Source organism: Phyllobacterium pellucidum (genome assembly GCF_013327855.1).
Lineage (GTDB): Bacteria > Pseudomonadota > Alphaproteobacteria > Rhizobiales > Rhizobiaceae > Phyllobacterium > Phyllobacterium pellucidum.
Genome location: NZ_JABUMX010000004.1, coordinates 146,455 through 165,623, shown reverse-complemented (window position 1 = coordinate 165,623; position 19,169 = coordinate 146,455). Strand labels below are relative to the sequence as shown.

The 19,169-nt window shown below is 59.5% G+C and carries 17 protein-coding genes; 14 read left to right on the top strand and 3 right to left on the bottom strand.

The window, feature by feature from the left end; all coding sequences use genetic code 11:
• Nucleotides 1–190: 190 nt before the first annotated feature.
• From HQ945_RS17380 to HQ945_RS17345, 8 genes are all read left to right on the top strand, one after another.
• Nucleotides 191–1,432, top strand: coding sequence for an ABC transporter substrate-binding protein (locus HQ945_RS17380; protein WP_091923339.1), 1,242 nt, complete (start codon nucleotides 191–193; stop codon nucleotides 1,430–1,432).
• A 72-nt stretch (nucleotides 1,433–1,504) separates the two neighbouring features.
• Nucleotides 1,505–2,410 (top strand): carbohydrate ABC transporter permease, encoded by a 906-nt coding sequence (locus tag HQ945_RS17375; protein WP_027232194.1) that lies wholly within the window; start codon nucleotides 1,505–1,507, stop codon nucleotides 2,408–2,410.
• Nucleotides 2,407–3,303 carry a carbohydrate ABC transporter permease gene (locus tag HQ945_RS17370; RefSeq protein WP_113281329.1) on the top strand — a complete coding sequence of 299 codons (897 nt, stop codon included), beginning with the start codon at nucleotides 2,407–2,409 and terminating at the stop codon, nucleotides 3,301–3,303. The genes HQ945_RS17375 and HQ945_RS17370 overlap by 4 nt, the downstream gene beginning before the upstream one ends.
• Nucleotides 3,300–4,397 carry an ABC transporter ATP-binding protein gene (locus HQ945_RS17365; RefSeq protein ID WP_113281328.1) on the top strand — a complete coding sequence of 366 codons (1,098 nt, stop codon included), beginning with the start codon at nucleotides 3,300–3,302 and terminating at the stop codon, nucleotides 4,395–4,397. The genes HQ945_RS17370 and HQ945_RS17365 overlap by 4 nt, the downstream gene beginning before the upstream one ends.
• Before the next feature lie 27 nt (nucleotides 4,398–4,424).
• A complete protein-coding gene (locus HQ945_RS17360) occupies nucleotides 4,425–5,171 on the top strand; it encodes a sugar phosphate isomerase/epimerase family protein (RefSeq protein ID WP_343051253.1) in 747 nt (248 codons plus the stop codon).
• Between the two features lie 13 nt (nucleotides 5,172–5,184).
• Nucleotides 5,185–6,324, top strand: coding sequence for a Gfo/Idh/MocA family protein (locus HQ945_RS17355; RefSeq protein ID WP_091951034.1), 1,140 nt, complete (start codon nucleotides 5,185–5,187; stop codon nucleotides 6,322–6,324).
• Nucleotides 6,325–6,402: 78 nt separating this feature from the next.
• A complete protein-coding gene (locus tag HQ945_RS17350) occupies nucleotides 6,403–8,721 on the top strand; it encodes a Tex family protein (protein WP_425500666.1) in 2,319 nt (772 codons plus the stop codon).
• A 32-nt stretch (nucleotides 8,722–8,753) separates the two neighbouring features.
• Entirely contained in the window at nucleotides 8,754–9,740 is a 987-nt protein-coding gene (locus HQ945_RS17345) for an aldo/keto reductase (RefSeq protein WP_027232188.1), read from the top strand.
• Nucleotides 9,741–9,744: 4 nt separating this feature from the next.
• Here the strand turns inward: HQ945_RS17345 and HQ945_RS17340 are convergent, their stop codons facing one another.
• Nucleotides 9,745–10,665, bottom strand: coding sequence for a sugar phosphate isomerase/epimerase family protein (locus tag HQ945_RS17340; RefSeq protein ID WP_036814647.1), 921 nt, complete (start codon nucleotides 10,663–10,665; stop codon nucleotides 9,745–9,747).
• Between the two features lie 195 nt (nucleotides 10,666–10,860).
• Here HQ945_RS17340 and HQ945_RS17335 point away from each other — a divergent pair, with 195 nt between their 5' ends.
• On the top strand, nucleotides 10,861–11,583 hold the full coding sequence (locus HQ945_RS17335; RefSeq protein WP_113281326.1) for a glutathione S-transferase: 723 nt from the start codon (nucleotides 10,861–10,863) through the stop codon (nucleotides 11,581–11,583).
• Nucleotides 11,584–11,688: 105 nt separating this feature from the next.
• Nucleotides 11,689–13,416, top strand: a complete 1,728-nt coding sequence (gene ggt, locus HQ945_RS17330; protein WP_228020129.1) for a gamma-glutamyltransferase — start codon at nucleotides 11,689–11,691, stop codon at nucleotides 13,414–13,416.
• Nucleotides 13,417–13,441: 25 nt separating this feature from the next.
• Here ggt and HQ945_RS17325 read toward each other — a convergent pair whose 3' ends face one another.
• Together HQ945_RS17325 and gcvA are read right to left on the bottom strand one after the other, a co-directional pair.
• Nucleotides 13,442–14,617 (bottom strand): aminotransferase, encoded by a 1,176-nt coding sequence (locus tag HQ945_RS17325; protein WP_113281324.1) that lies wholly within the window; start codon nucleotides 14,615–14,617, stop codon nucleotides 13,442–13,444.
• Nucleotides 14,618–14,625: 8 nt separating this feature from the next.
• Nucleotides 14,626–15,669 carry a transcriptional regulator GcvA gene (gene gcvA, locus HQ945_RS17320; protein WP_113281323.1) on the bottom strand — a complete coding sequence of 348 codons (1,044 nt, stop codon included), beginning with the start codon at nucleotides 15,667–15,669 and terminating at the stop codon, nucleotides 14,626–14,628.
• A gap of 212 nt (nucleotides 15,670–15,881) precedes the next feature.
• On the opposite strand from gcvA, the gene speB reads away from it, so the two are divergent.
• From speB to HQ945_RS17300, 4 genes are all read left to right on the top strand, one after another.
• Nucleotides 15,882–16,943 (top strand): agmatinase, encoded by a 1,062-nt coding sequence (gene speB / locus HQ945_RS17315; RefSeq protein WP_027232182.1) that lies wholly within the window; start codon nucleotides 15,882–15,884, stop codon nucleotides 16,941–16,943.
• Between the two features lie 88 nt (nucleotides 16,944–17,031).
• On the top strand, nucleotides 17,032–17,841 hold the full coding sequence (locus HQ945_RS17310) for a transporter substrate-binding domain-containing protein (protein WP_174208332.1): 810 nt from the start codon (nucleotides 17,032–17,034) through the stop codon (nucleotides 17,839–17,841).
• A 2-nt stretch (nucleotides 17,842–17,843) separates the two neighbouring features.
• Nucleotides 17,844–18,512, top strand: a complete 669-nt coding sequence (locus HQ945_RS17305; protein WP_162737231.1) for an amino acid ABC transporter permease — start codon at nucleotides 17,844–17,846, stop codon at nucleotides 18,510–18,512.
• The gene (locus tag HQ945_RS17300) at nucleotides 18,509–19,159 is read left to right on the top strand and encodes an amino acid ABC transporter permease (protein WP_027232179.1); all 651 of its coding nucleotides are present in this window, start codon (nucleotides 18,509–18,511) and stop codon (nucleotides 19,157–19,159) included. Before HQ945_RS17305 ends, HQ945_RS17300 begins: the two co-directional genes overlap by 4 nt.
• Nucleotides 19,160–19,169 lie beyond the last annotated feature (10 nt).

Below are 19,169 nucleotides of genomic sequence, written 5' to 3'. Positions count from 1 at the left end.
TCCGCTGGACCCTGGCAGCGCAACCCATCAGACAAGATTTTCCGGACAGGAAAAATAAGACAAATCAATGCTATAATGAAGATACAGGCCAAAATAAACGGGAACCCAATAAAAAATCATCGCTCGGGAATTGCATCGTGCCGGAGTTTGAACTAGCCTACCTGTAACGTTTCAGATTTGGGAGGATAGGATGCGTTACCGTTCGATGCTTGCCGCTCTCGCGGCTTCGACTTTGCTTTTTGCAGGCTCGGCGCGAGCCGTTGATCTCGAAGTCACCCATTGGTGGACATCCGGCGGCGAAGCGGCGGCGGCAAAAGTCCTTGCGCAATCCTATGACAAGCTTGGCGGTGACAAATGGGTCGATGGCGCCATCGCTGGCAGCGGCACCACAGCTCGCCCAATCATCGTCAGCCGCATTCTCGGCGGCAATCCCATGGGGGCGACGCAGCTGAATACCGGCCGTGATGCCGAAGATCTCGTCAAGGCAGGGCTGATGACCGACCTTTCCGAGCTTGCAGCCAAGGAGGGCTGGGCCGACTTCATCCGCCCTTCGAAGCTCCTCGACTCCTGCAAGTATGAAGGCAAGATCTACTGCGTGCCGGTCAACATTCACTCGTGGCAGTGGATGTGGATCAACCCGGGCGCGTTCAAGGAAGCGGGTGCGCCGGTTCCCACCAACTGGAGCGAGTTCGTGGCCGCGGCGCCGAAGCTCAAAGAGAAGGGCATCATCCCACTTGCGACCGGCGATGCGTGGCAGGTCGACGGTATCTTCCGCGTGATGCTCGCGACGCTCGGCGGCAGGGACCTCTATCTCAAGATCATGGACGACAAGGACAAGGATGCGGCTGCAAGTCCTGAAATGAAGGCGGTCTGGCAGGCTTTCGCCAACGCGCGCGATCTTGCCGATCCCGGCTATGTCGGCCGGCAGTGGAACGAGGCAACCTCACTCGTGCTGACTGGAAAGGCCGGCGGGCAGATCATGGGCGACTGGGCACAAGGTGAATTCGGCGTTGCCGGCAAAGTCGCCGGAACGGACTATGACTGTCTGCCGGGCCTCGGCGTCCACCCGATACTCGATACGGGCGGCGATGCGTTCTATTTCCCGAAGAATGCCAATCCCGAAGTCACGCGCGCCCAGCTGAAACTGGCGAGCATGCTCGTTTCGAAGGAGACCCAGGTGGCCTTCAACCTTGCCAAGGGTTCTTTGCCGATACGCGGCGATATCGACATGGAGGCAGCCAACGCCTGCATGCAGAAAGGCATCAAGATCCTGGCTGACGCCAATAATGTGCTTCCCTCGATCGAGCAGGCGCTTTCTTCCGACGCGCAGGGCCAGCTCGAAGATTTGAATACGGAATTCTTCGCCAACAAGGATATGTCGGTCGACGACGCGCAGGCGCGTTTCGTCGAAATCATCAGCCAAGCAAAGTGAACCGCTGGACATGACGCCCTGATAGCGACCGGCTCGCAAGGCCGGCGCCTATCGCAAGGTTGGAGACACTTCATGGCCGCGACCCGCCCCTTTGCACCTTTGCGCAATTTGAACGCGAAGATTGCCGCCGTTCCGATGATCGCGACGGTGCTCGTCGTGTTCATCGGCTGCACACTCTGGACGGTGGTGTATTCGTTCACCTCATCGCGGTCGTTGCCGACACTGGATTTCGTCGGAATCGATCAGTACAGGCGATTGTTCACGACCTCGCGGTGGATCGTATCGCTGCGAAACCTCGCCATATTCGGCATCCTGGCACTCAGCTTTTCGCTGGTTTTAGGCTTCATCCTCGCTGCGCTGATGGACCAGAAGATCCGCTTCGAGAACACCTTCCGCACGGTCTTCCTTTATCCCCATGCCCTGTCGTTCATCGTCACTGGCCTCGTCTGGCAATGGATCTTGACGCCCGCCTACGGCGTGCAGAAAGTCGTGCGCGACCTCGGCTTCGAGACGTTCAATTTCCCGATCCTGACCGATGGGCGCTTTACGATCTACGCGATTGTCATCGCCAGCCTATGGCAGGGCACCGGTCTTGTCATGGCGCTGATGCTGGCCGGGCTTCGCAACATTGATGACGAGATCTGGAAGGCGGCACGTGTCGACGGCATTCCCACCTGGAGGACCTATCTCTTCATCATCATTCCGATGATGCGTCCGGTCTTTGCGACGACCCTCGTGATCATCGCCGCCACAATCGTGAAAGTCTACGACCTCGTCGTCGCCATGACCAATGGCGGTCCGGGCATCGCCTCGGAAGTTCCGGCGAAATACGTTTACGATTTCATGTTTTCGCGCGGCAACCTCGGACAGGGCCTCGCCGCTTCGACGATCATGCTGACGACGGTACTGATCATCCTCGTTCCGTGGGCGCTCTATGAGTATCGGCCGAGAAACCGCACGCTGGGAGTGGGCAAATGAGCCTCGTCAATCCTGCAGGGCCACGCGGTCGGCGGCCTCGTCGCATCGGGTCGCCGACCTCGATCATGATCTACGGGATCCTCATCGTCGCAGCGGTCTATTACCTCATTCCGCTCTACGTCATGGTCATGACTTCGCTGAAGGGCATGCCGGAAATCCGCCTCGGCAACATCTTCTCACCGCCGGTCGAAGTGACATTCCAGCCATGGGCGACAGCGTGGAACAGTGCCTGCACCGGGCTCTACTGCGAGGGCATCAAGGTTGGCTTCTTCAATTCGATGAAGATACTGGTACCGAGCGTGATCTTCTCGATCATTATCGCCTCGGTGAACGGTTATGCATTGTCGAACTGGCGCTTCAAGGGCTCCGAGCTGTTCTTCACCGCGTTGATCTTCGGCGCGTTCATCCCCTATCAGGTGATGCTCTATCCGCTGGTCATCATCACCCGCGAACTTGGGATATTCGGCACGCTCACCGGCGTCATCGTCATCCATACGATCTTCGGCATGCCGATCCTGACGCTGCTCTTTCGCAACTATTTTGTTTCCCTGCCTCCTGAACTCTTCAAGGCCGCGCGTGTCGACGGTGCCGGCTTCTGGCGGATATTTCTGCAGATCATGCTGCCCATGTCGCTGCCGATCTTCGTTGTTGCCGTGATCCTGCAGGTAACCGGCATCTGGAACGATTTCCTTTTCGGCGTGATCTTCGCCGGGACCAAGAATTTTCCGATGACGGTGCAGCTCAATAACATCGTCAACTCGACGCAGGGCGTGAAGGAATACAACGTCAACATGGCGGCCACCATTCTGACCGGCGCCGTCCCTCTCCTCGTCTATTTCTTCTCAGGCAAGTATTTCGTCAGGGGCATTGCCGCTGGCGCCGTCAAAGGATGACCCAGTTGCACAGCGTCTCGATCAAAGATCTCTCGCTCAATTTCGGTTCGGTCGGTGTCCTGAAGGACCTCAATATCGATGTTGCCGACGGCGAGTTCCTGGTCCTGCTTGGACCATCCGGGTGCGGCAAGTCCACGCTGCTGAATTGCATTGCGGGTCTTCTCGATATTTCCGAGGGGCAGATCTTCATCAAGGGCAAGAACGTGACCTGGGAAGAGCCAAAGGATCGTGGCATAGGGATGGTCTTCCAGTCCTATGCGCTCTATCCGCAGATGACGGTTGAGAAGAATCTCTCGTTCGGGCTGAGGGTCGCCGGACTTCCGAAGGCGGAAATAGCAAAGCGTATTGCCGCCGCTGCGGAGATCCTGCAGATCGGGCCATTGCTGCATCGCAAGCCAGCCGAGCTCTCCGGCGGGCAGCGCCAGCGGGTCGCCATCGGCAGAGCCCTGGTGCGCGACGTCGATGTGTTCCTCTTCGACGAGCCCTTGTCCAATCTCGACGCCAAGCTGCGCTCGGAACTGCGCGTTGAGATCAAGCGACTGCACCAGAAGCTCGCCAATACGATGATCTATGTCACGCACGACCAGATCGAGGCGCTGACGCTAGCAGACCGGATCGCAGTGATGAAGGGCGGGCTGATCCAGCAACTCGATGACCCGCTGACGATCTATAACCGCCCGCGCAACCTGTTCGTCGCGAGCTTCATCGGTTCGCCAGCCATGAATTTCCTGAAAGGCGAGATTGGCGGCAACAGTGCTGGTCCCGTTTTCAAGGCCAATGGTCTCGATATCTCCCTCGCCTCCTACGCTGCGCAACAGCCCCTGCCCTTTGGCCGCGCAGCCATCTTCGGCTTCCGGCCTGAGCATATCGCCATAGGCGACGCACCCGGTCCGACCGGGCGGTCATCTCCCGCGACCGTTGATCTCGACGAGCCGATGGGCGCCGATAGTCTCGTCTGGCTCAAGGTCGCGGGTAAGCCGATTTCGGTCCGCGTTGATTCGGGCCGCCGCTATCAACCCGGAGAGAAGGTGTTCCTGACCTTCAATCCCAACCTCGCTTCCGTCTTCGACGCCGAAAGCGAAATCCGCATCTAGTCCCCGCATGAATCCTGGAGAACCGTAGTGACCGATTTTTCATATCAGCTCTATAGCTCGCGCAGCTTCCCGCCGCTTGAAAAGACCTTTTCCATGCTCAAACGCCATGGTTATGCGCAGGTCGAAGGCTTCGGCGCCGTCTATGCCGATCCGAAAGCAACGCGAGCGGCCCTCGACGCCAACGGCCTTGCCATGCCAACGGGTCACTTCAGTATCGACCTTCTGGAGAACGAGCCGCAGAAGGTGCTCGACATTGCCGGTACGCTGGGCATGAAGGCGATTTTTTGCCCCCACCTTGCGCCGGACCTGCGGCCCGCGGACCGGGAAGGCTGGCTTGCTTTCGGCGAGCGGCTCGAACGCGCCCACGCAACCTACAGCAGGGCGGGCTACGTTTTCGGCTGGCACAACCACGATTTTGAATTCAAGGCGCTCGCCGACGGCAGCTTGCCGCAAGATGCCATCTTCGCGGCGGCGCCGAGTATCGCATGGGAAGCCGATATTGCCTGGATTATCCGTGCCGGCGCCGATCCCGTGCAGTGGATCGAGAATCACAGCGACCGAATTGTCGCGGTTCACGTCAAGGATATTGCACGGCCGGGCGAAAATGCGAACGAGGACGGCTGGGCCGATGTCGGCCACGGCACTGTCGACTGGAAAGGATTGATGGGAACCCTGCGCGAGACGCCCGCGCAATACTTCATCATGGAGCACGACAATCCGTCGGATGACGAGAGGTTTGCCCGCCGTTCCATTGCCACCGTCAAGTCGTACTGAGGAAAGCAGCATCATGGCCAGGTCACTTGGTATCGGGATTATCGGCGCCGGCAATATTTCATCGACCTATCTCAATCTCGCACCGCTCTTCAAAGGCATCAAAGTGCAGGCTATCGCCGATATCAATGCGGCAGCCGCGCAGCATCGCGCCGGCGAACATGGCATTGAGGCCCGTTCGATGGACGCGCTGCTTGCCAGCGACGACGTCGACATCGTTGTCAATCTCACGGTTCCCGATGCGCATTTTGACGTATCCAAACAAATCCTGAGCGCGGGCAAACACCTTTATTCGGAAAAGCCCCTGACGTTGTCGCTGAAAGACGGACTTGAGCTTCAAAAGCTTGCGGAGAAGAAAAAGCTCAAGGCGGGTTGCGCACCCGATACTTTCCTCGGCGGAGCGCACCAGTTGGCCCGCAAGCTGGTCGATGATGGCGAGGTCGGTACCATTACCTCAGGCACGGCTCATGTCCTCAGCCATGGCATGGAACATTGGCATCCAAATCCTGATTTCTTCTTCCGACCCGGCGGTGGTCCAATCCTCGATCTCGGTCCCTACTACATCGCCAATCTCGTCAACCTGATTGGACCGGTCAGGCGCGTCGCAGCGCTCACCTCAATGGCTTCGACGACGCGGACGATTTCGAGCCTTCCCCGCAAGGGTGAAGTCATCGACGTGACGACACCGACGACTATTCAGGCTCTGCTGGAATTCGCGAGCGGTGCAACCGTTACTCTGTCTGCAAGTTGGGACGTCTGGGCGCACCATCACCCTAACATGGAGCTCTACGGCACTGATGGGTCGATCTTCCTTCCCGATCCGAATTTCTTTGGCGGCGAGGTCAAGCTGGCGAAGCCGGGCAAGAAGGTCAAACCGGTGAAGGCATGGTCGCATCCGTTCGGTATCGCCAACCAGAAACACGCGGCCGGCATGATGGCCAATTACCGGACTGCTGGTCTCGCTGACATGGCAGCGGCCATCATCGAGGGCCGCGACATCCGGTGCTCGCTCGAACGCGCGCTCCACGGGGTGGATGTAATGGTGTCGATCCTTCGCTCCGGCGAAGAAAAGAAGTTCATCGACATCAGGACAAGCTGCTCGCGGCCGGAGGCACTCGGCATAAAGGACGCCAAATCGCTGTTGAAAAAGCCCTGACGCGAAGCGTCTCGCGCATTGCGATCATGATCGGGCAGTCCTATTGTCGCCGCCCGATCATAAGTAATGGAAATGCCCGTGACCGCAAATAGTGCCCACACCGCCCGTATTGCCCGCCTCATCGCAGCCGAGATCAATGCGAGGCCCGAACAGGCAAATGCGGCGATCGAGTTGCTGGATGGCGGCGCTACGGTTCCCTTCATTGCGCGCTATCGCAAGGAGGTAACGGGCGGGCTCGACGACACGCAATTGCGTATGCTCGACGAGCGGCTGCTCTACCTGCGCGAACTTGATGCCCGCCGCGATACGATCATCGAGTCGATCCGAAGCCAGGGCAAGCTCAACGATGAACTCGAAGGCAAGATCGCGGCAGCCGCGACGAAAGCAGAGCTTGAGGACATCTATCTGCCTTACAAACCAAAACGGCGCACACGGGCCGAGATCGCTCGCGAGCGTGGCCTCGGGCCCTTGGCGGAAGCGATCCTTTCCGATCGAGCCTCGGTTCCGCAGCAACTTGCAACGAACTTTATCAATGACGATGTGCCGGATGTGAAGGCAGCGCTCGAGGGAGCGCGCGACATATTGGTCGAGACTTTTTCAGAAAATGCCGATCTGATCGGCCGCCTGCGCAACTACATGCAGGACCGTGCGGTATTGCGCGCCAAGGTAGTCGACGGCAAAGCCGACACGGGCGCGAAATTCGCGGACTATTTCAATCACTTCGAGCGCTGGTCGGCCGTCCCTAGCCACCGGGCGCTCGCCATGCTGCGTGGCCGCAATGAAGAGGTTCTGTCGCTCGAGATCGAAGTGGACGCCGAGGATACGGCTCCGGTGAAGCCGGTTGAACGGATGATCGCAAATGCCTATGCGATCTCCGACAAGGGTGGCGCTGCCGATATCTGGCTGATGGACGTGGTGCGCTGGGCATGGAGAATCCGCTTCTCGCTCAACCTCTCGATCGACCTCATGACGACAATGCGCGAACGGGCCGAAGAGGAGGCTATCCGCGTATTTGCGCGTAACCTGAAGGATCTGCTGCTGGCGGCCCCTGCCGGATCGCGTTCGACAATGGGGCTCGACCCCGGCATCCGCACCGGCGTGAAAGTGGCGGTTGTTGACGGTACAGGGAAACTTCTCGAGACGACGACTGTCTATCCTTTCCCGCCACGCAACGACGTGCGCGGCACCCAGGCCGAGATTGAGCGATTGATCGTCAGCCACAAGGTGGAACTCGTTGCCATCGGCAACGGAACAGGAAGCCGCGAAACGGAGCGGCTCGTGGCCGACATGCTCGCAGCGATGCCGTCGCCGAAGCCAATGAAGGTCATCGTCAGCGAGGCGGGTGCGTCCGTCTATTCAGCCTCGGCGACCGCCGCGGCCGAATTCCCCGACCTCGATGTTTCGCTGCGCGGCGCGGTGTCGATTGCTCGCCGCCTGCAGGATCCGCTGGCCGAACTCGTCAAGATCGAACCGAAATCGATCGGCGTTGGCCAATATCAGCACGATGTCGACCAGTACCGTCTTGCGCGTTCGCTCGAGGGTGTCGTCGAAGACGCGGTCAATGCAGTCGGCGTCGACCTCAACACGGCATCGGCGTCGTTGCTCGCTCGCATTTCCGGACTCGGCAACTCGCTTGCCGAAGCGATTATTGCCTATCGCAACGAGGTCGGACCGTTCAAAACGCGGCGTGATCTCCTGAAAGTGGCTCGCCTCGGGCCGCGCGCCTTCGAGCAATGCGCCGGGTTCCTGCGTATCCCGGATGGCACCGAGCCGCTCGATGCCTCGGCCGTGCATCCGGAAGCCTATGGAGTCGCCAAGAAAATCGTCAGCGCCTGCGGCCGTGATGTGCGCGCCTTGATGAATGACGGCGCTGCGTTGCGGGCCCTCGATCCGCGCGTTTTCGTCGACGACCGCTTTGGTCTGCCGACCGTGCGCGATATCATTGCCGAACTGGAAAAGCCGGGGCGCGACCCTCGGCCGGAGTTCAAGACGGCATCCTTTGCCGACGGCATCGATGACATCAAGGACCTGAAGCCCGGCATGCTGCTCGAGGGGACCGTAACCAACGTCGCGGCCTTCGGCGCCTTCGTCGATATCGGCGTGCACCAGGACGGCCTTGTCCACCTGTCGCAGCTCGCGGACCGTTTCGTCAAGGACGCGCACGAGGTGGTCAAGGCTGGTGATGTCGTCAAGGTCAGGGTGGTCGATGTTGACGTCAAGCGCAGCCGTATCGGACTGACGATGCGCAAGGATGGCGGTGCGCCGGCGCCGCGCGGGCCAAGACCCAGCGACGCGCCATCGTATAAACCCCGCTCCAACGCGCCTGCGCCAAAGCCGCAGTCCGCGCCGCAGGGCGCATTCGGTGCAGCGCTTGCCGATGCCCTGCGCAAGAAATAGCGTAACGATCATCAATGGTTCGGGAGGACGTCTTGGATATCCGCAAAATTGGCAATACATCGCTCGCCGTCACCGAGTTCGGATTTGGCGGCGCGGCGATCGGCGGTCTCTACCGCGAGTGCACCCGTGAAGCTGCCATGGAAACGTTGCAGGCTGCCTGGGATGCGGGCCTGCGTTATTTCGATACCGCGCCATTCTATGGTTTCGGCCTTTCCGAGCGGCGGACCGGCGATTTCCTGCGCGACAAGCCGCGCGAAGATTACGTGCTCTCGACCAAGGTTGGGCGCCTGCTTCGTCCGGTTCCAGAGGATCAGGTGCCGGATTATTCCTATGTGAATCCCCTGCCCTTCACGGTCGATTACGACTACAGCTATGACGGGATCATGCGCTCGTTCGAGTTCAGCTATGCCCGTCTCGGGTTGAACAGGATAGACATTCTCTACGTTCACGATATTGGCGCGTATACGCATGGCGCCGAGAAGAATGCCGTCTACTTGCGCCAGCTTCTCGATAGCGGCATGCGGGCGCTGGAAGAACTCAAGGCGTCGGGAGCCATTTCCGCTTACGGCCTCGGCGTCAACGAGGTCGATGTCTGTCTTGACGTGATCGCCCGCAGTCCAATCGACTGCATTTTGCTTGCTGGGCGCTATTCGTTACTCGACCGCTCGGCGGAAGGCGGTCTTCTGGATGCCTGCCGCAAGCAGAACATTTCGTTGGTCATCGGCGGTGTGTTCAACTCCGGCATATTGGCGACCGGTCCGGTTCCGGGCGCAAATTTCGATTATGGCCCGGCATCCGACGACGTGCTGACCCGGGTTCGTGCAATGCAGGATATTGCGAAAGCCAACGCGATTCCGCTCGCTGCCGCGGCCATTCAATTTCCATTGCGCGAACCCGTTGTCGCCAACGTCCTCATCGGAACGGCGAAACCCTCAAGCCTCACGCGAAATATCGAGCTCCTGTCGGTCAAGGTGCCTGACGCGGCCTATGCCGCATCCGAGCCCTTCACCATACGTTGAGGCATCAGGCGGCAAGCCGCCGATCGTTAACGAGGGCGGCAAGCTTGTTGGCGAGCGCAAGGCTCTCCGCCTGTTCAGCCTTGAACCTGTCTTCAGTGATTTCGAGGATGAGCATCGTATCCGGCAGGAAGGTCAGTTCTGCAAAGATCTCCTCCCACGGAATGTCGCCCCAGCCGACGGGCAGATGCAGATCACCGATGCCGAGTGCTGTCGCCTCCGCCGGGTGATAAAACTTCGTCATGGTGTAGGGGCGGCCAAAGCTGTCATGCACGTGCAGGTGGCCGGTGACGGGCGCCATGGCCTTGATCTCCGCGCGCCAGTCGAGGTCGAGGCGCGTGCATTCGATATAAGCGTGGCTGAAATCGATAAGTGCACAGACATGCGGGCTGTCAACGGACCTGACCGTTTCTCCAACTTGCGAAGGCGTCTGGCGATATTCGTTGTCGCTTAGAGCGAAGATGTTTTCGAGCGCGATGCGCACGCCATAGTGGCCGGCGACTTCCGCCATCTCGGCGAGCGCGTCGCGCTCGATCGCATCGAGCGCACGGTTGCGGGTGGCCGCTTGCATCTTCGCCTGGCCGGAATGTTGAACCAGCACGCCCGCCTCGATACGGTTGCATAGTTCAAGCATGGCACGGACGACGGCTTTCTGCTCGGCGAGGTGCTCCCTGTCCATGAAGTTGGATACGATCTGGCCGTGGACGCTGTAATGCAGATCGAACTGCTTGGTGATTTGCACCAGGCGCTCCGCGCGGCTTGGGATAATACGGCCGCCGGCGATAATCTCCTCACCGTAAAGCGAGAGCTCGGCAGCGGTGGCGCCGAGGTCGGCGATTGTACGGATCGACCCTTCAAGCGTGCTGAAATCGCCCCCCTCGCTCGTATAAGTGCAGAAGCCGACGGATGAAATTATGGGGAGGCTCATTTTCAGTTCTCGCGGTTGTAGGGTACTTGCGATGATAGGGCCGCTGCTTGACCGTTTCACGACAATGCTGGCCGCAAAAGCTTTTGCTCGCCGATCAGTGAAGTCAATTGCATTCTCGCAAGGCTCAAAGGAATTGCTGCCATAATCGCATGCTTGGCTTGCGACTCGGAACGATAGCGGAGGCAGGAGGTGAGCATGGCGTATGAGCTTTATTATTGGGATGGTCTGCAGGGACGCGGCGAGTTCATTCGTCTCGCTCTCGAGGAAGCCGCCGCTGACTACATCGATGTGGCACGCCAGTCTGATGGCATGGCGGCCATGATGCGATTTCTCAAAAGCCGGACCGAGCCGCATATCCCTTTCGCGCCGCCATTCCTGAAAGACGGTGACTTGATTGTCTCGCACGTTGCCAACATCCTTCTCTATCTCGGGCCAAAGCTCGGTCTTGCGCCGCAAGATGAATCGTTGCGCTTTGTGGCAAACGGGCTGCAACTTACCATCACAGATTTCGTCGCCGAGGTGCATGACACGCACCATCCGCTCTCGACCAACGCGTATTACGAGGACCAGAAGGAGGCGGCCAAGCATCGCTCCGCTGATTTCATCGAGCATCGGATACCCAAGTTCCTCGGCTATTTCGAACGCGTGCTGAAGCAAAATCCAGCCGGAAGCGGGCACGCGGTGGGCGGCAGTCTCACTTATGTCGACCTTTCGCTGTTCCAGGTTTTCGAGGGCCTGCGTTACGCTTTCCCGCGCGCGACGCGAAAGCTTGCCAAAGATTACCCTGCCGTTGCCGCCGTGCACGACATGGTGCAGAAGCGCCCCAACATCAGCCGATATCTTGAATCGGACCGTCGCCTCGATTTCAATGAATCCGGCATATTTCGCCACTATCCCGAACTTGATCAGGACGCATAAGCAGGAAGTACTATACTTTTGCTGGACACGCCGCTCGAGCTGCCTCCATTATCTCTCCTCTTGTCACGATCTTTGGGAGGAATGATCATGGACTATCGCTTAACGATGGCGAGCGCTCTCACGCTCAGCGGGGTACTGGCAGCTGCGGGGACGACAGGCGCCTCGGCGGCTTCGCCCGAGCCCGTGAAGGCCGAGCACGGCATGGTCGTAACCGCACAACATCTGGCCTCCGACGTCGGAGTGGAAGTGCTGAAGAACGGCGGCAATGCCGTCGATGCGGCGGTCGCGGTCGGCTATGCGCTGGCGGTGGTATATCCGACCGCAGGCAATATTGGCGGTGGTGGCTTCATGACCATCCGTATGAAGGACGGCAAGACGGCATTCCTCGATTTTCGCGAACGCGCACCACTCGCCGCGAAGCGCACGATGTATCTCGATGACAAGGGGAATATTGTGAAAGGCGCAAGCACCGATGGCTATCTCGCCATCGGCGTGCCCGGCTCGGTGATGGGCTTCGAAACGGCCCGTGCCAAATACGGCACCAAGCCGCGTGAAGAGCTGATCGGTCCCGCGATCCGCTTTGCCCGTGACGGCTTCGAACTCGATCAGGGCGACGTCGCGTCGCTGCAGGACGGTGCCGAGACCCTTGCCAAAGACAAGACGGCGGCCGCTGTCTTCCTGAAGCCCGACGGAAAGACCTATTCCATCGGCGAAACACTGGTCCAGTCTGATCTCGCCGCTACACTCTCCGCCATTTCCGAAAAGGGCCCTGACGCGTTCTACAAGGGAGCAACCGCGGATGCCATCGTCAAAGCGAGCGAGGCGGGTGGCGGTGTTCTGGCGAAAGCCGATTTCGAGCAGTACAGCGTGCGCGAACTCGAGCCGGTCAAATGCAACTATCGCGGCTATGACATCGTATCCTCGCCTCCGCCAAGCTCGGGCGGGGTAATCATCTGCGAGATACTCAATATTCTCGAAGGATATCCGCTCGGCTACCTCGGCTATGGTTCGGCAGAAACCGTGCATACCATGGTCGAGGCCATGCGCTATGCCTATGTCGACCGCAATACGACACTTGGCGATCCCGACTTTGTCGACAACCCTGTCAGCAAACTGCTGGACAAGAAATATGCCAAGGAAATCCGCGACAAGATCAGCCCGTTCAAGGCCGGTGTCTCGCAGAAGTTGATGCCGAAAGGCTTCGGCGAAAGCAAGGAAACCACGCACTACTCCATCGTCGATGACGAAGGCAATGCCGTTGCCGTCACCTATACGCTCAACGGCTCGTTCGGCGCCGGGGTGATGGCGCCGGGTACGGGTGTTCTGCTCAACAACGAGATGGATGATTTTACCTCGAAGCCGGGTTCGCCCAACCTTTACGGGCTCGTACAAGGCGAAGCCAATGCAATCGAACCGATGAAGACGCCGCTTTCCTCGATGAGCCCGACCATCGTCTCGAAGGACGGCAAGCCATTCATGGTGATCGGCAGTCCAGGGGGCGCCCGCATCATCACGATCACGCTTGAGGCAATTGTCAACGTCATCGACCACGGCATGAATATTCAGGAGGCGATCGACGCCCCGCGCATCCACCACCAATGGCTGCCGGATCGCGTCTATATGGAGCCCTATGCCCTCTCGTCGGATACGCGCAAGCTGCTGGTGGAGATGGGTCACGATGTCAATATCGACAAGGACTGGACCATCTGGGGTGAGGCCGCCGGTATCCTCGTCGGCGGCGCCAGTCTTTCGCAAATCGAAGAAGGCGGCGGAGCGCGGTATAACGGCGCCATGGATAGCCGCGCTGCTTCCGGAGCGGCTAAGGGTTACTAGGCATCAGCGACGGTTTGCAAGTGCGTCAGATGCTGAAGCCGTGCATTCTGCCGTGCAACTGGCCGATCGTCGCCGCATTGGCATTGGCAAAGGCGAAGCGCAGGAACTGATCCTGCCCTTCGCCGAAATACTGTCCTGGAATAGCAAGGATGCCGGCGCGCTTTGCGAGGTGCTCGGCGACTTCGGTTGATGATCTGCCTTGGAATGGATGGCGCACGAAGGCGAAGTAGGCGCCGATCGCCTCAAGCTTCCAGTCGTCGAGCCCGGCCATGACATCGCGCAGGGCCTGCGAGCGCACTTCGATTTCGTGGCGATTGCCGGCCCGCCATTCCGCAAGTGCCGGCAACGCCTGTGCGACCGCACCCTGCGCCGCCCGCGGCGCGCAGATTTGCAGATTGTCCATGATCTTGGCGATTTCCTCGACGACGCGCGGGCTTGCCGTAACGGCGCCAAGGCGGTGGCCAGGGATGCAGAACGATTTTGAAAAACTGTAGAGCTGGATCAGGTGGTCCGGCCAATGCTCTTCGCGAAGGAGCCCATGCGGTGCGCCATAGTGCTCCGGAAGAAAGTCGCGGTAGGTTTCGTCGAGAATAAGCCAGATGCCGTTGCGCTTGCACGCGTCGAAGAGGGCTTTCAGCCGGTCTGGCGGATAGATCGCACCGGTCGGGTTGTTTGGGGTCACCAGCGCGAGTGCGCGGACGCCGGGTACGATTGCGTCGATGAGGGCTTCGACCGTCGGCACGAAGCCTTCGCTCGCATGGCACGCGACAAGTTCCGCTTTAATGCCGAGCATCGCCAGCGTCGTCTCGTGATTGAAGTAATAGGGGTTGCTTACCAAAATGGTGTCACCCGCAGCAGCCACGGCCATGGCAGCGCACATGAAGGCCTGATTGCAGCCGGAGGTGATATGAATATTCTCGGCCCCAATTCTGGCGCCATAAAGCTCTGCCACATGCGCGGCGTAAGCGTCACGGAGCGCAGGCTCGCCTTCGATCGCGCCGTAATTGGTATAAGCAAGGGATGCGGCTGCCTCGCCGAGCCATTGCAGCATGGCAGGGTGCGGCGGATAGCCGGGAACCGCCTGCGAGAGATCGATCAGCGGCCCAAGGGCGCCGTCATAGGACTTGCCCCAGGACTGCACGGCTGGAATTGGCGGGGGCGAGAGACGCGTTATGAGCAGGTTGAGTGGGGCAACTGGCATGGTCGTTCCTATCGTGTATCAAGTTTGGCCCGGCGCTTCTGCGAGCGCTCGGGGCGTCGCGGGCGCGTTGCCGGAATGGGTAATTCGACCAGTCGCTCCGGCGCGCTCACCTTGCCGCTGCGGCGGCGGATAATCCGGCGGGCCGATGTTTGCGGTTCGGTTATGGTATCTTGCTCCAGCGAAGCGAAGAGCCAATCGATAAACACCTTGACGATCGGGGCGTTGCGAACCTCGTTGCGACAGGCGACATAAAAAGCGTTGTTGGCCGGAACTGTGAGGTCGAAAGGCACGATGAGTTCGCCCTTGGCAATGAGCGTGCTTGCGGTGATCGTATCGCCGAGCGCCACCCCCTGCCCGTAGACCGCGGCCTCGGTCGACAGGCGCGCATCGCTCATGAAATGCTGCGCGCCCCGCGCATGCTCGGTGGCGTCGGCAGCAGCAAGCCAGGTATTCCACTCGCGCCCGTCATCGCCATGCAGGAGAACATGATTGCGCAGATCACGCACGGATCGGAGCGGACGCATGTTGAGGAGTGTCGGGCTCGCTACGGGAAAAAGTTTGAGCGTAGTCCACAGGCGGGACCAGCAGTCGGTCCAGCTCCCATGGCCATAGAGCACGCAGACATCCACGTCCGACGAAAACAGATGATCGGAATCGTTCGACGCGATCAGCGTCAGTCTTATGTCTGGATACTGCTCCGTGAACTGGTTCATACGCGGTATCAACCACAGCGAGAGCAATGCGGGAACGCAGGTCACTGTCAGTTCGCCGCTTGTGGTCGGCCGCTTGATCAGCGCCGTCGTCGCGGCAATATCTTCGAAAGCCTTCGAGACCGTCGGCAAAAGCAGTGCGCCTTGCGAGGTCAATTTCAGCCGCTGCGCACCGCGCTCGAACAACTGGACGTCGAGCGTTGTCTCCAATGCTTTGATCTGGTGGCTGATCGCGCCGTGGGTAACGTTCAACTCCCGCGCTGCCGCCGTAACAGACCCATGCCGCGCCGCCGCCTCGAAGGCGCGCAGTGGGTTGAGCGGGGGCAGGCGACCAGGCGTCATAGAACTCCATTAGCGCTCAACCGCGGGAAAGTCATGTGAGATATTTTCACAGGCCATGCTATAACAATGTCAATTGCTTTTCCATCTGGTTTAGATCGATAATGCATTGAAAGAGGCAAAATGCCCGGGGAACACAGACCAGCGGATATCCTGAAATCGACAAAGCGAATCCGCGCCGATCGCCCCGAGCATGAAGACTATGGGACACGATCATGGCATCATGGGACAAGAACAAACTCGACGAACTGCGCGCCAAATATGGTGAAAGCCACGGCGGCGAGCTGTTCGACGCAAAATTCCGCAAAGTCGCGGACAAGATTTTCTCCAAGAGCGGTACGCGTCTTGCACCCTATGCGGGCGTTCCGACCTTTCTGACCGCGCCGCACATGCCGGTCGACGCAGCAAATCCCGATTTCGGCAATTTGCAGGTGGCCATGGTAGGCGTACCGATGGATCTCGGTGTTACCAACCGCACCGGATCGCGCTTTGGTCCCCGCGCTTTGCGAACAATCGAGCGCATCGGTCCTTATAATCATGTTCTCGAATGCTCGCCGGTCTTTGATCTGCGCGTGGCCGACATCGGCGATGTGCCATTTGCCAGCCGCTACCGCCTCGAACAGAGCCATGTCGATATCGAGCGGCGGATCAACCAGATTGTTGATGCCGGCGTGGTTCCGCTTTCCATCGGCGGCGACCATTCGATTACCCATCCGATCCTTAAGGCTGTCGGCAAGGACCGCCCGGTCGGAATGATCCACATCGATGCCCATTGCGATACGGGTGGCGCTTTCGACCAGACCAAGTTCCATCACGGCGGCCCCTTCCGCAACGCGGTTCTCGATGGCGTGCTCGATCCGAGCCGAACCATCCAGATCGGCATTCGCGGTTCGGCCGAATATCTGTGGGAGTTTTCGTACGAATCCGGCATGACTGTCATTCATGCCGAGGAGGTAAGTGGTCTCGGCATCCAGGCGATTATCGAAAAGGCAAAGGCGATCGTGGGCGATGGACCGACCTACCTGTCCTTCGATGTGGACAGCCTCGATCCAAGTTTCGCGCCGGGCACCGGAACACCGGAAGTCGGCGGCCTGACGACCCGCGAAGTACTCGAACTCCTGCGCGGGCTAAAAGGGCTCAACCTTGTCGGCGGCGATGTCGTCGAGGTGGCTCCCCAATACGATGCGACAACCAACACCGCGCACGCCGGCGCACAGGTACTCTTCGAGATCCTGTCGCTCATGGTGTTCAGCCCGTTCGTCCAGGGAAAGCGCTGACGACGACAGCATCAAGTACGAGGCGCCGACTGGCGCCTCGGCATTTTTGGAAGACCAACACACAACAACAACAATGAAGGGGAATACGATGACAATTCATACCAAGCTGCGATCATCATTTGCGGCGCTGCTGCTCATCGGCAGTGCCGGTTTCGGCCTTGCCACACAAGCGGCCAAGGCCGATGCAGTCGACGACATCACCAAGGCGGGCGTCGTCAACATCGGCGTCTTCGCCGACTTCCCGCCCTTTTCGTCGGCGAGCGCGGACATGTCGCTCAAGGGCTATGACATGGACGTCGCGCAGGCGATTGCAGATGCGCTCAAAGTGAAGCTCAATGCGGTCGCAGTGACTGGACAGAACCGCATTCCCTATCTCACCGAACACCGTGTCGATCTGTTGATGAGCGTTGGCTACAGCAAGGAACGCGAACAGGTCATTGATTTCGCCGCCGCCTATGCTCCCTACTACATCGCCGTCATCGGTCCGAAGGCGGTCGAGGTGAAAGACAAGGATGGACTTGCCGGTAAGACCATTGCCGTCAACCGCGGCACGCTCGAAGATACGTCGCTGACCAAAGCGGCTCCTGCGTCGGCCGACATCAAGCGCTTCGACAATTACAATGCCGTCATTCAGGCCTTCATCTCGGGCCAGACCGAACTCATGGTTGTCGGCAACGATGTCGGCGCGCAGGTTCTCGCCCGCCAGGAAGCACTGGCCCCTGAGCAAAAGTTCCAGCTTTTGACCTCTCCCTCGCACATCGCGCTCAACAAGAAAGAAGATCGCCTGAAGCAGACGATCAATGATACGGTCGCCAAGATGCTCTCTGACGGCAGCCTCAACAAGAGCTCGGAAGCCTGGCTGAAAACGCCGCTCAATCCCGAAAACCTCAAGGATTGACGGTGGGCTACGCCCTCGATTTCGGCTGGCTCTATGGCGCCATTGGCATGATTGCCAGTGGCGCCGCCATGACGATCTTTCTGATCGTCGTGACGTCTGTGGCAGGCGTAACCTTGAGCATTTTCGGGGCGGCCGCCAAGCGCAGCCGTCACGCGATACTGCGCAAGGCCATTGCCGCTTATGTCGAAATCGTGCGCAACACGCCATTTCTCGTGCAGTTGTTCTTCATCTTCTTTGGCTTGCCGCGGCTTGGCATCCGGCTTGACCCGGTCGTTTCGGCCATGCTCGCCATGACCTTGAACATGACTGCCTATACGACGGAAATCGTCGGCGCGGGCCTTGACGCGGTTCCGAAAGGGCAGCGGGAAGCGGCGGCGGCGCTCGGCCTCCAGCCATGGCTGGTTTTCGTCAAGATCGTCCTGCCGCAGGCGCTGAAAGTCATCTTCCCGGCACTGACCAGCCAGATCATCATCATGATGCTGGAATCCGCTGTGGTGTCGCAGATCGCCGTGCGTGAATTGACCTACGAGGCCGACATGCTGCAGGCACGCACTTTCCGCGCGTTCGAAACCTATTTCGTGGTGACGCTGGTTTACCTCGCGATGAGCATCGGTCTGCGCAGACTGCTCTTTGCTGCCGGAAGGCGCGCGATTGCGGGGGGTATGGCATGATCGAGTTCACCTTCTGGGACATATTGCGCAACCTGCTTCTCGCTGCCCGCTGGACCATTCTCCTGTCAGTCGTCGCCTTTATCGGCGGCTCGATTGCAGGCCTCGCCATCTTGCTGCTGCGCATTTCCAAGCGGCGCTGGCTGCGGCGCGCCGCGGAATATTACATCGGCCTCTTCCAGGGAACGCCGCTGCTGATGCAGCTTTTCCTGCTGTTTTTCGGGCTGCCGCTGCTTGGCCTGCGCATCGAGGCATGGACAGCCGCGGTTCTGGGACTGACGCTTTGCGCGAGCGCCTTTCTTGCCGAGATCTGGCGCGGCGGTGTCCAGTCGCTACCGACAGGCCAATGGGACGCGGGTAGCAGTCTCGGCCTGCATTATGTGGCCCAGCTGCGACTGATCATTCTGCCGCAAGCATTCGCCATCACGCGTGCGCCGACTGTCGGGTTTCTCGTGCAGTTGATCAAGAGCACGGCACTGACGTCGATCATCGGGTTCGAGGAACTGGTGCGCACCTCCAATGCGATCAACAACGCGACGTTCGAACCCTTCACCGTCTATGGCCTGGTCGCGCTGATCTATTTTGTTCTGTGCTATCCGCTGACGCGCTATACAAAGACATTGGAGCTTCGCGCTGCTCGCCAACACTGAATGGCAAGCT

Coding starts and splice junctions, on each gene's coding strand:
- HQ945_RS17380 (WP_091923339.1), top strand. CDS start 191: ATGCGTTACCGTTCGATGCTTGCCGCTCTCGCGGCTTCGACTTTGCTT.
- HQ945_RS17375 (WP_027232194.1), top strand. CDS start 1,505: ATGGCCGCGACCCGCCCCTTTGCACCTTTGCGCAATTTGAACGCGAAG.
- HQ945_RS17370 (WP_113281329.1), top strand. CDS start 2,407: ATGAGCCTCGTCAATCCTGCAGGGCCACGCGGTCGGCGGCCTCGTCGC.
- HQ945_RS17365 (WP_113281328.1), top strand. CDS start 3,300: ATGACCCAGTTGCACAGCGTCTCGATCAAAGATCTCTCGCTCAATTTC.
- HQ945_RS17355 (WP_091951034.1), top strand. CDS start 5,185: ATGGCCAGGTCACTTGGTATCGGGATTATCGGCGCCGGCAATATTTCA.
- HQ945_RS17340 (WP_036814647.1), bottom strand. CDS start 10,665: ATGAGCCTCCCCATAATTTCATCCGTCGGCTTCTGCACTTATACGAGC.
- HQ945_RS17335 (WP_113281326.1), top strand. CDS start 10,861: ATGGCGTATGAGCTTTATTATTGGGATGGTCTGCAGGGACGCGGCGAG.
- ggt (WP_228020129.1), top strand. CDS start 11,689: ATGGCGAGCGCTCTCACGCTCAGCGGGGTACTGGCAGCTGCGGGGACG.
- HQ945_RS17325 (WP_113281324.1), bottom strand. CDS start 14,617: ATGCCAGTTGCCCCACTCAACCTGCTCATAACGCGTCTCTCGCCCCCG.
- gcvA (WP_113281323.1), bottom strand. CDS start 15,669: ATGACGCCTGGTCGCCTGCCCCCGCTCAACCCACTGCGCGCCTTCGAG.
- speB (WP_027232182.1), top strand. CDS start 15,882: ATGGCATCATGGGACAAGAACAAACTCGACGAACTGCGCGCCAAATAT.
- HQ945_RS17310 (WP_174208332.1), top strand. CDS start 17,032: ATGACAATTCATACCAAGCTGCGATCATCATTTGCGGCGCTGCTGCTC.
- HQ945_RS17300 (WP_027232179.1), top strand. CDS start 18,509: ATGATCGAGTTCACCTTCTGGGACATATTGCGCAACCTGCTTCTCGCT.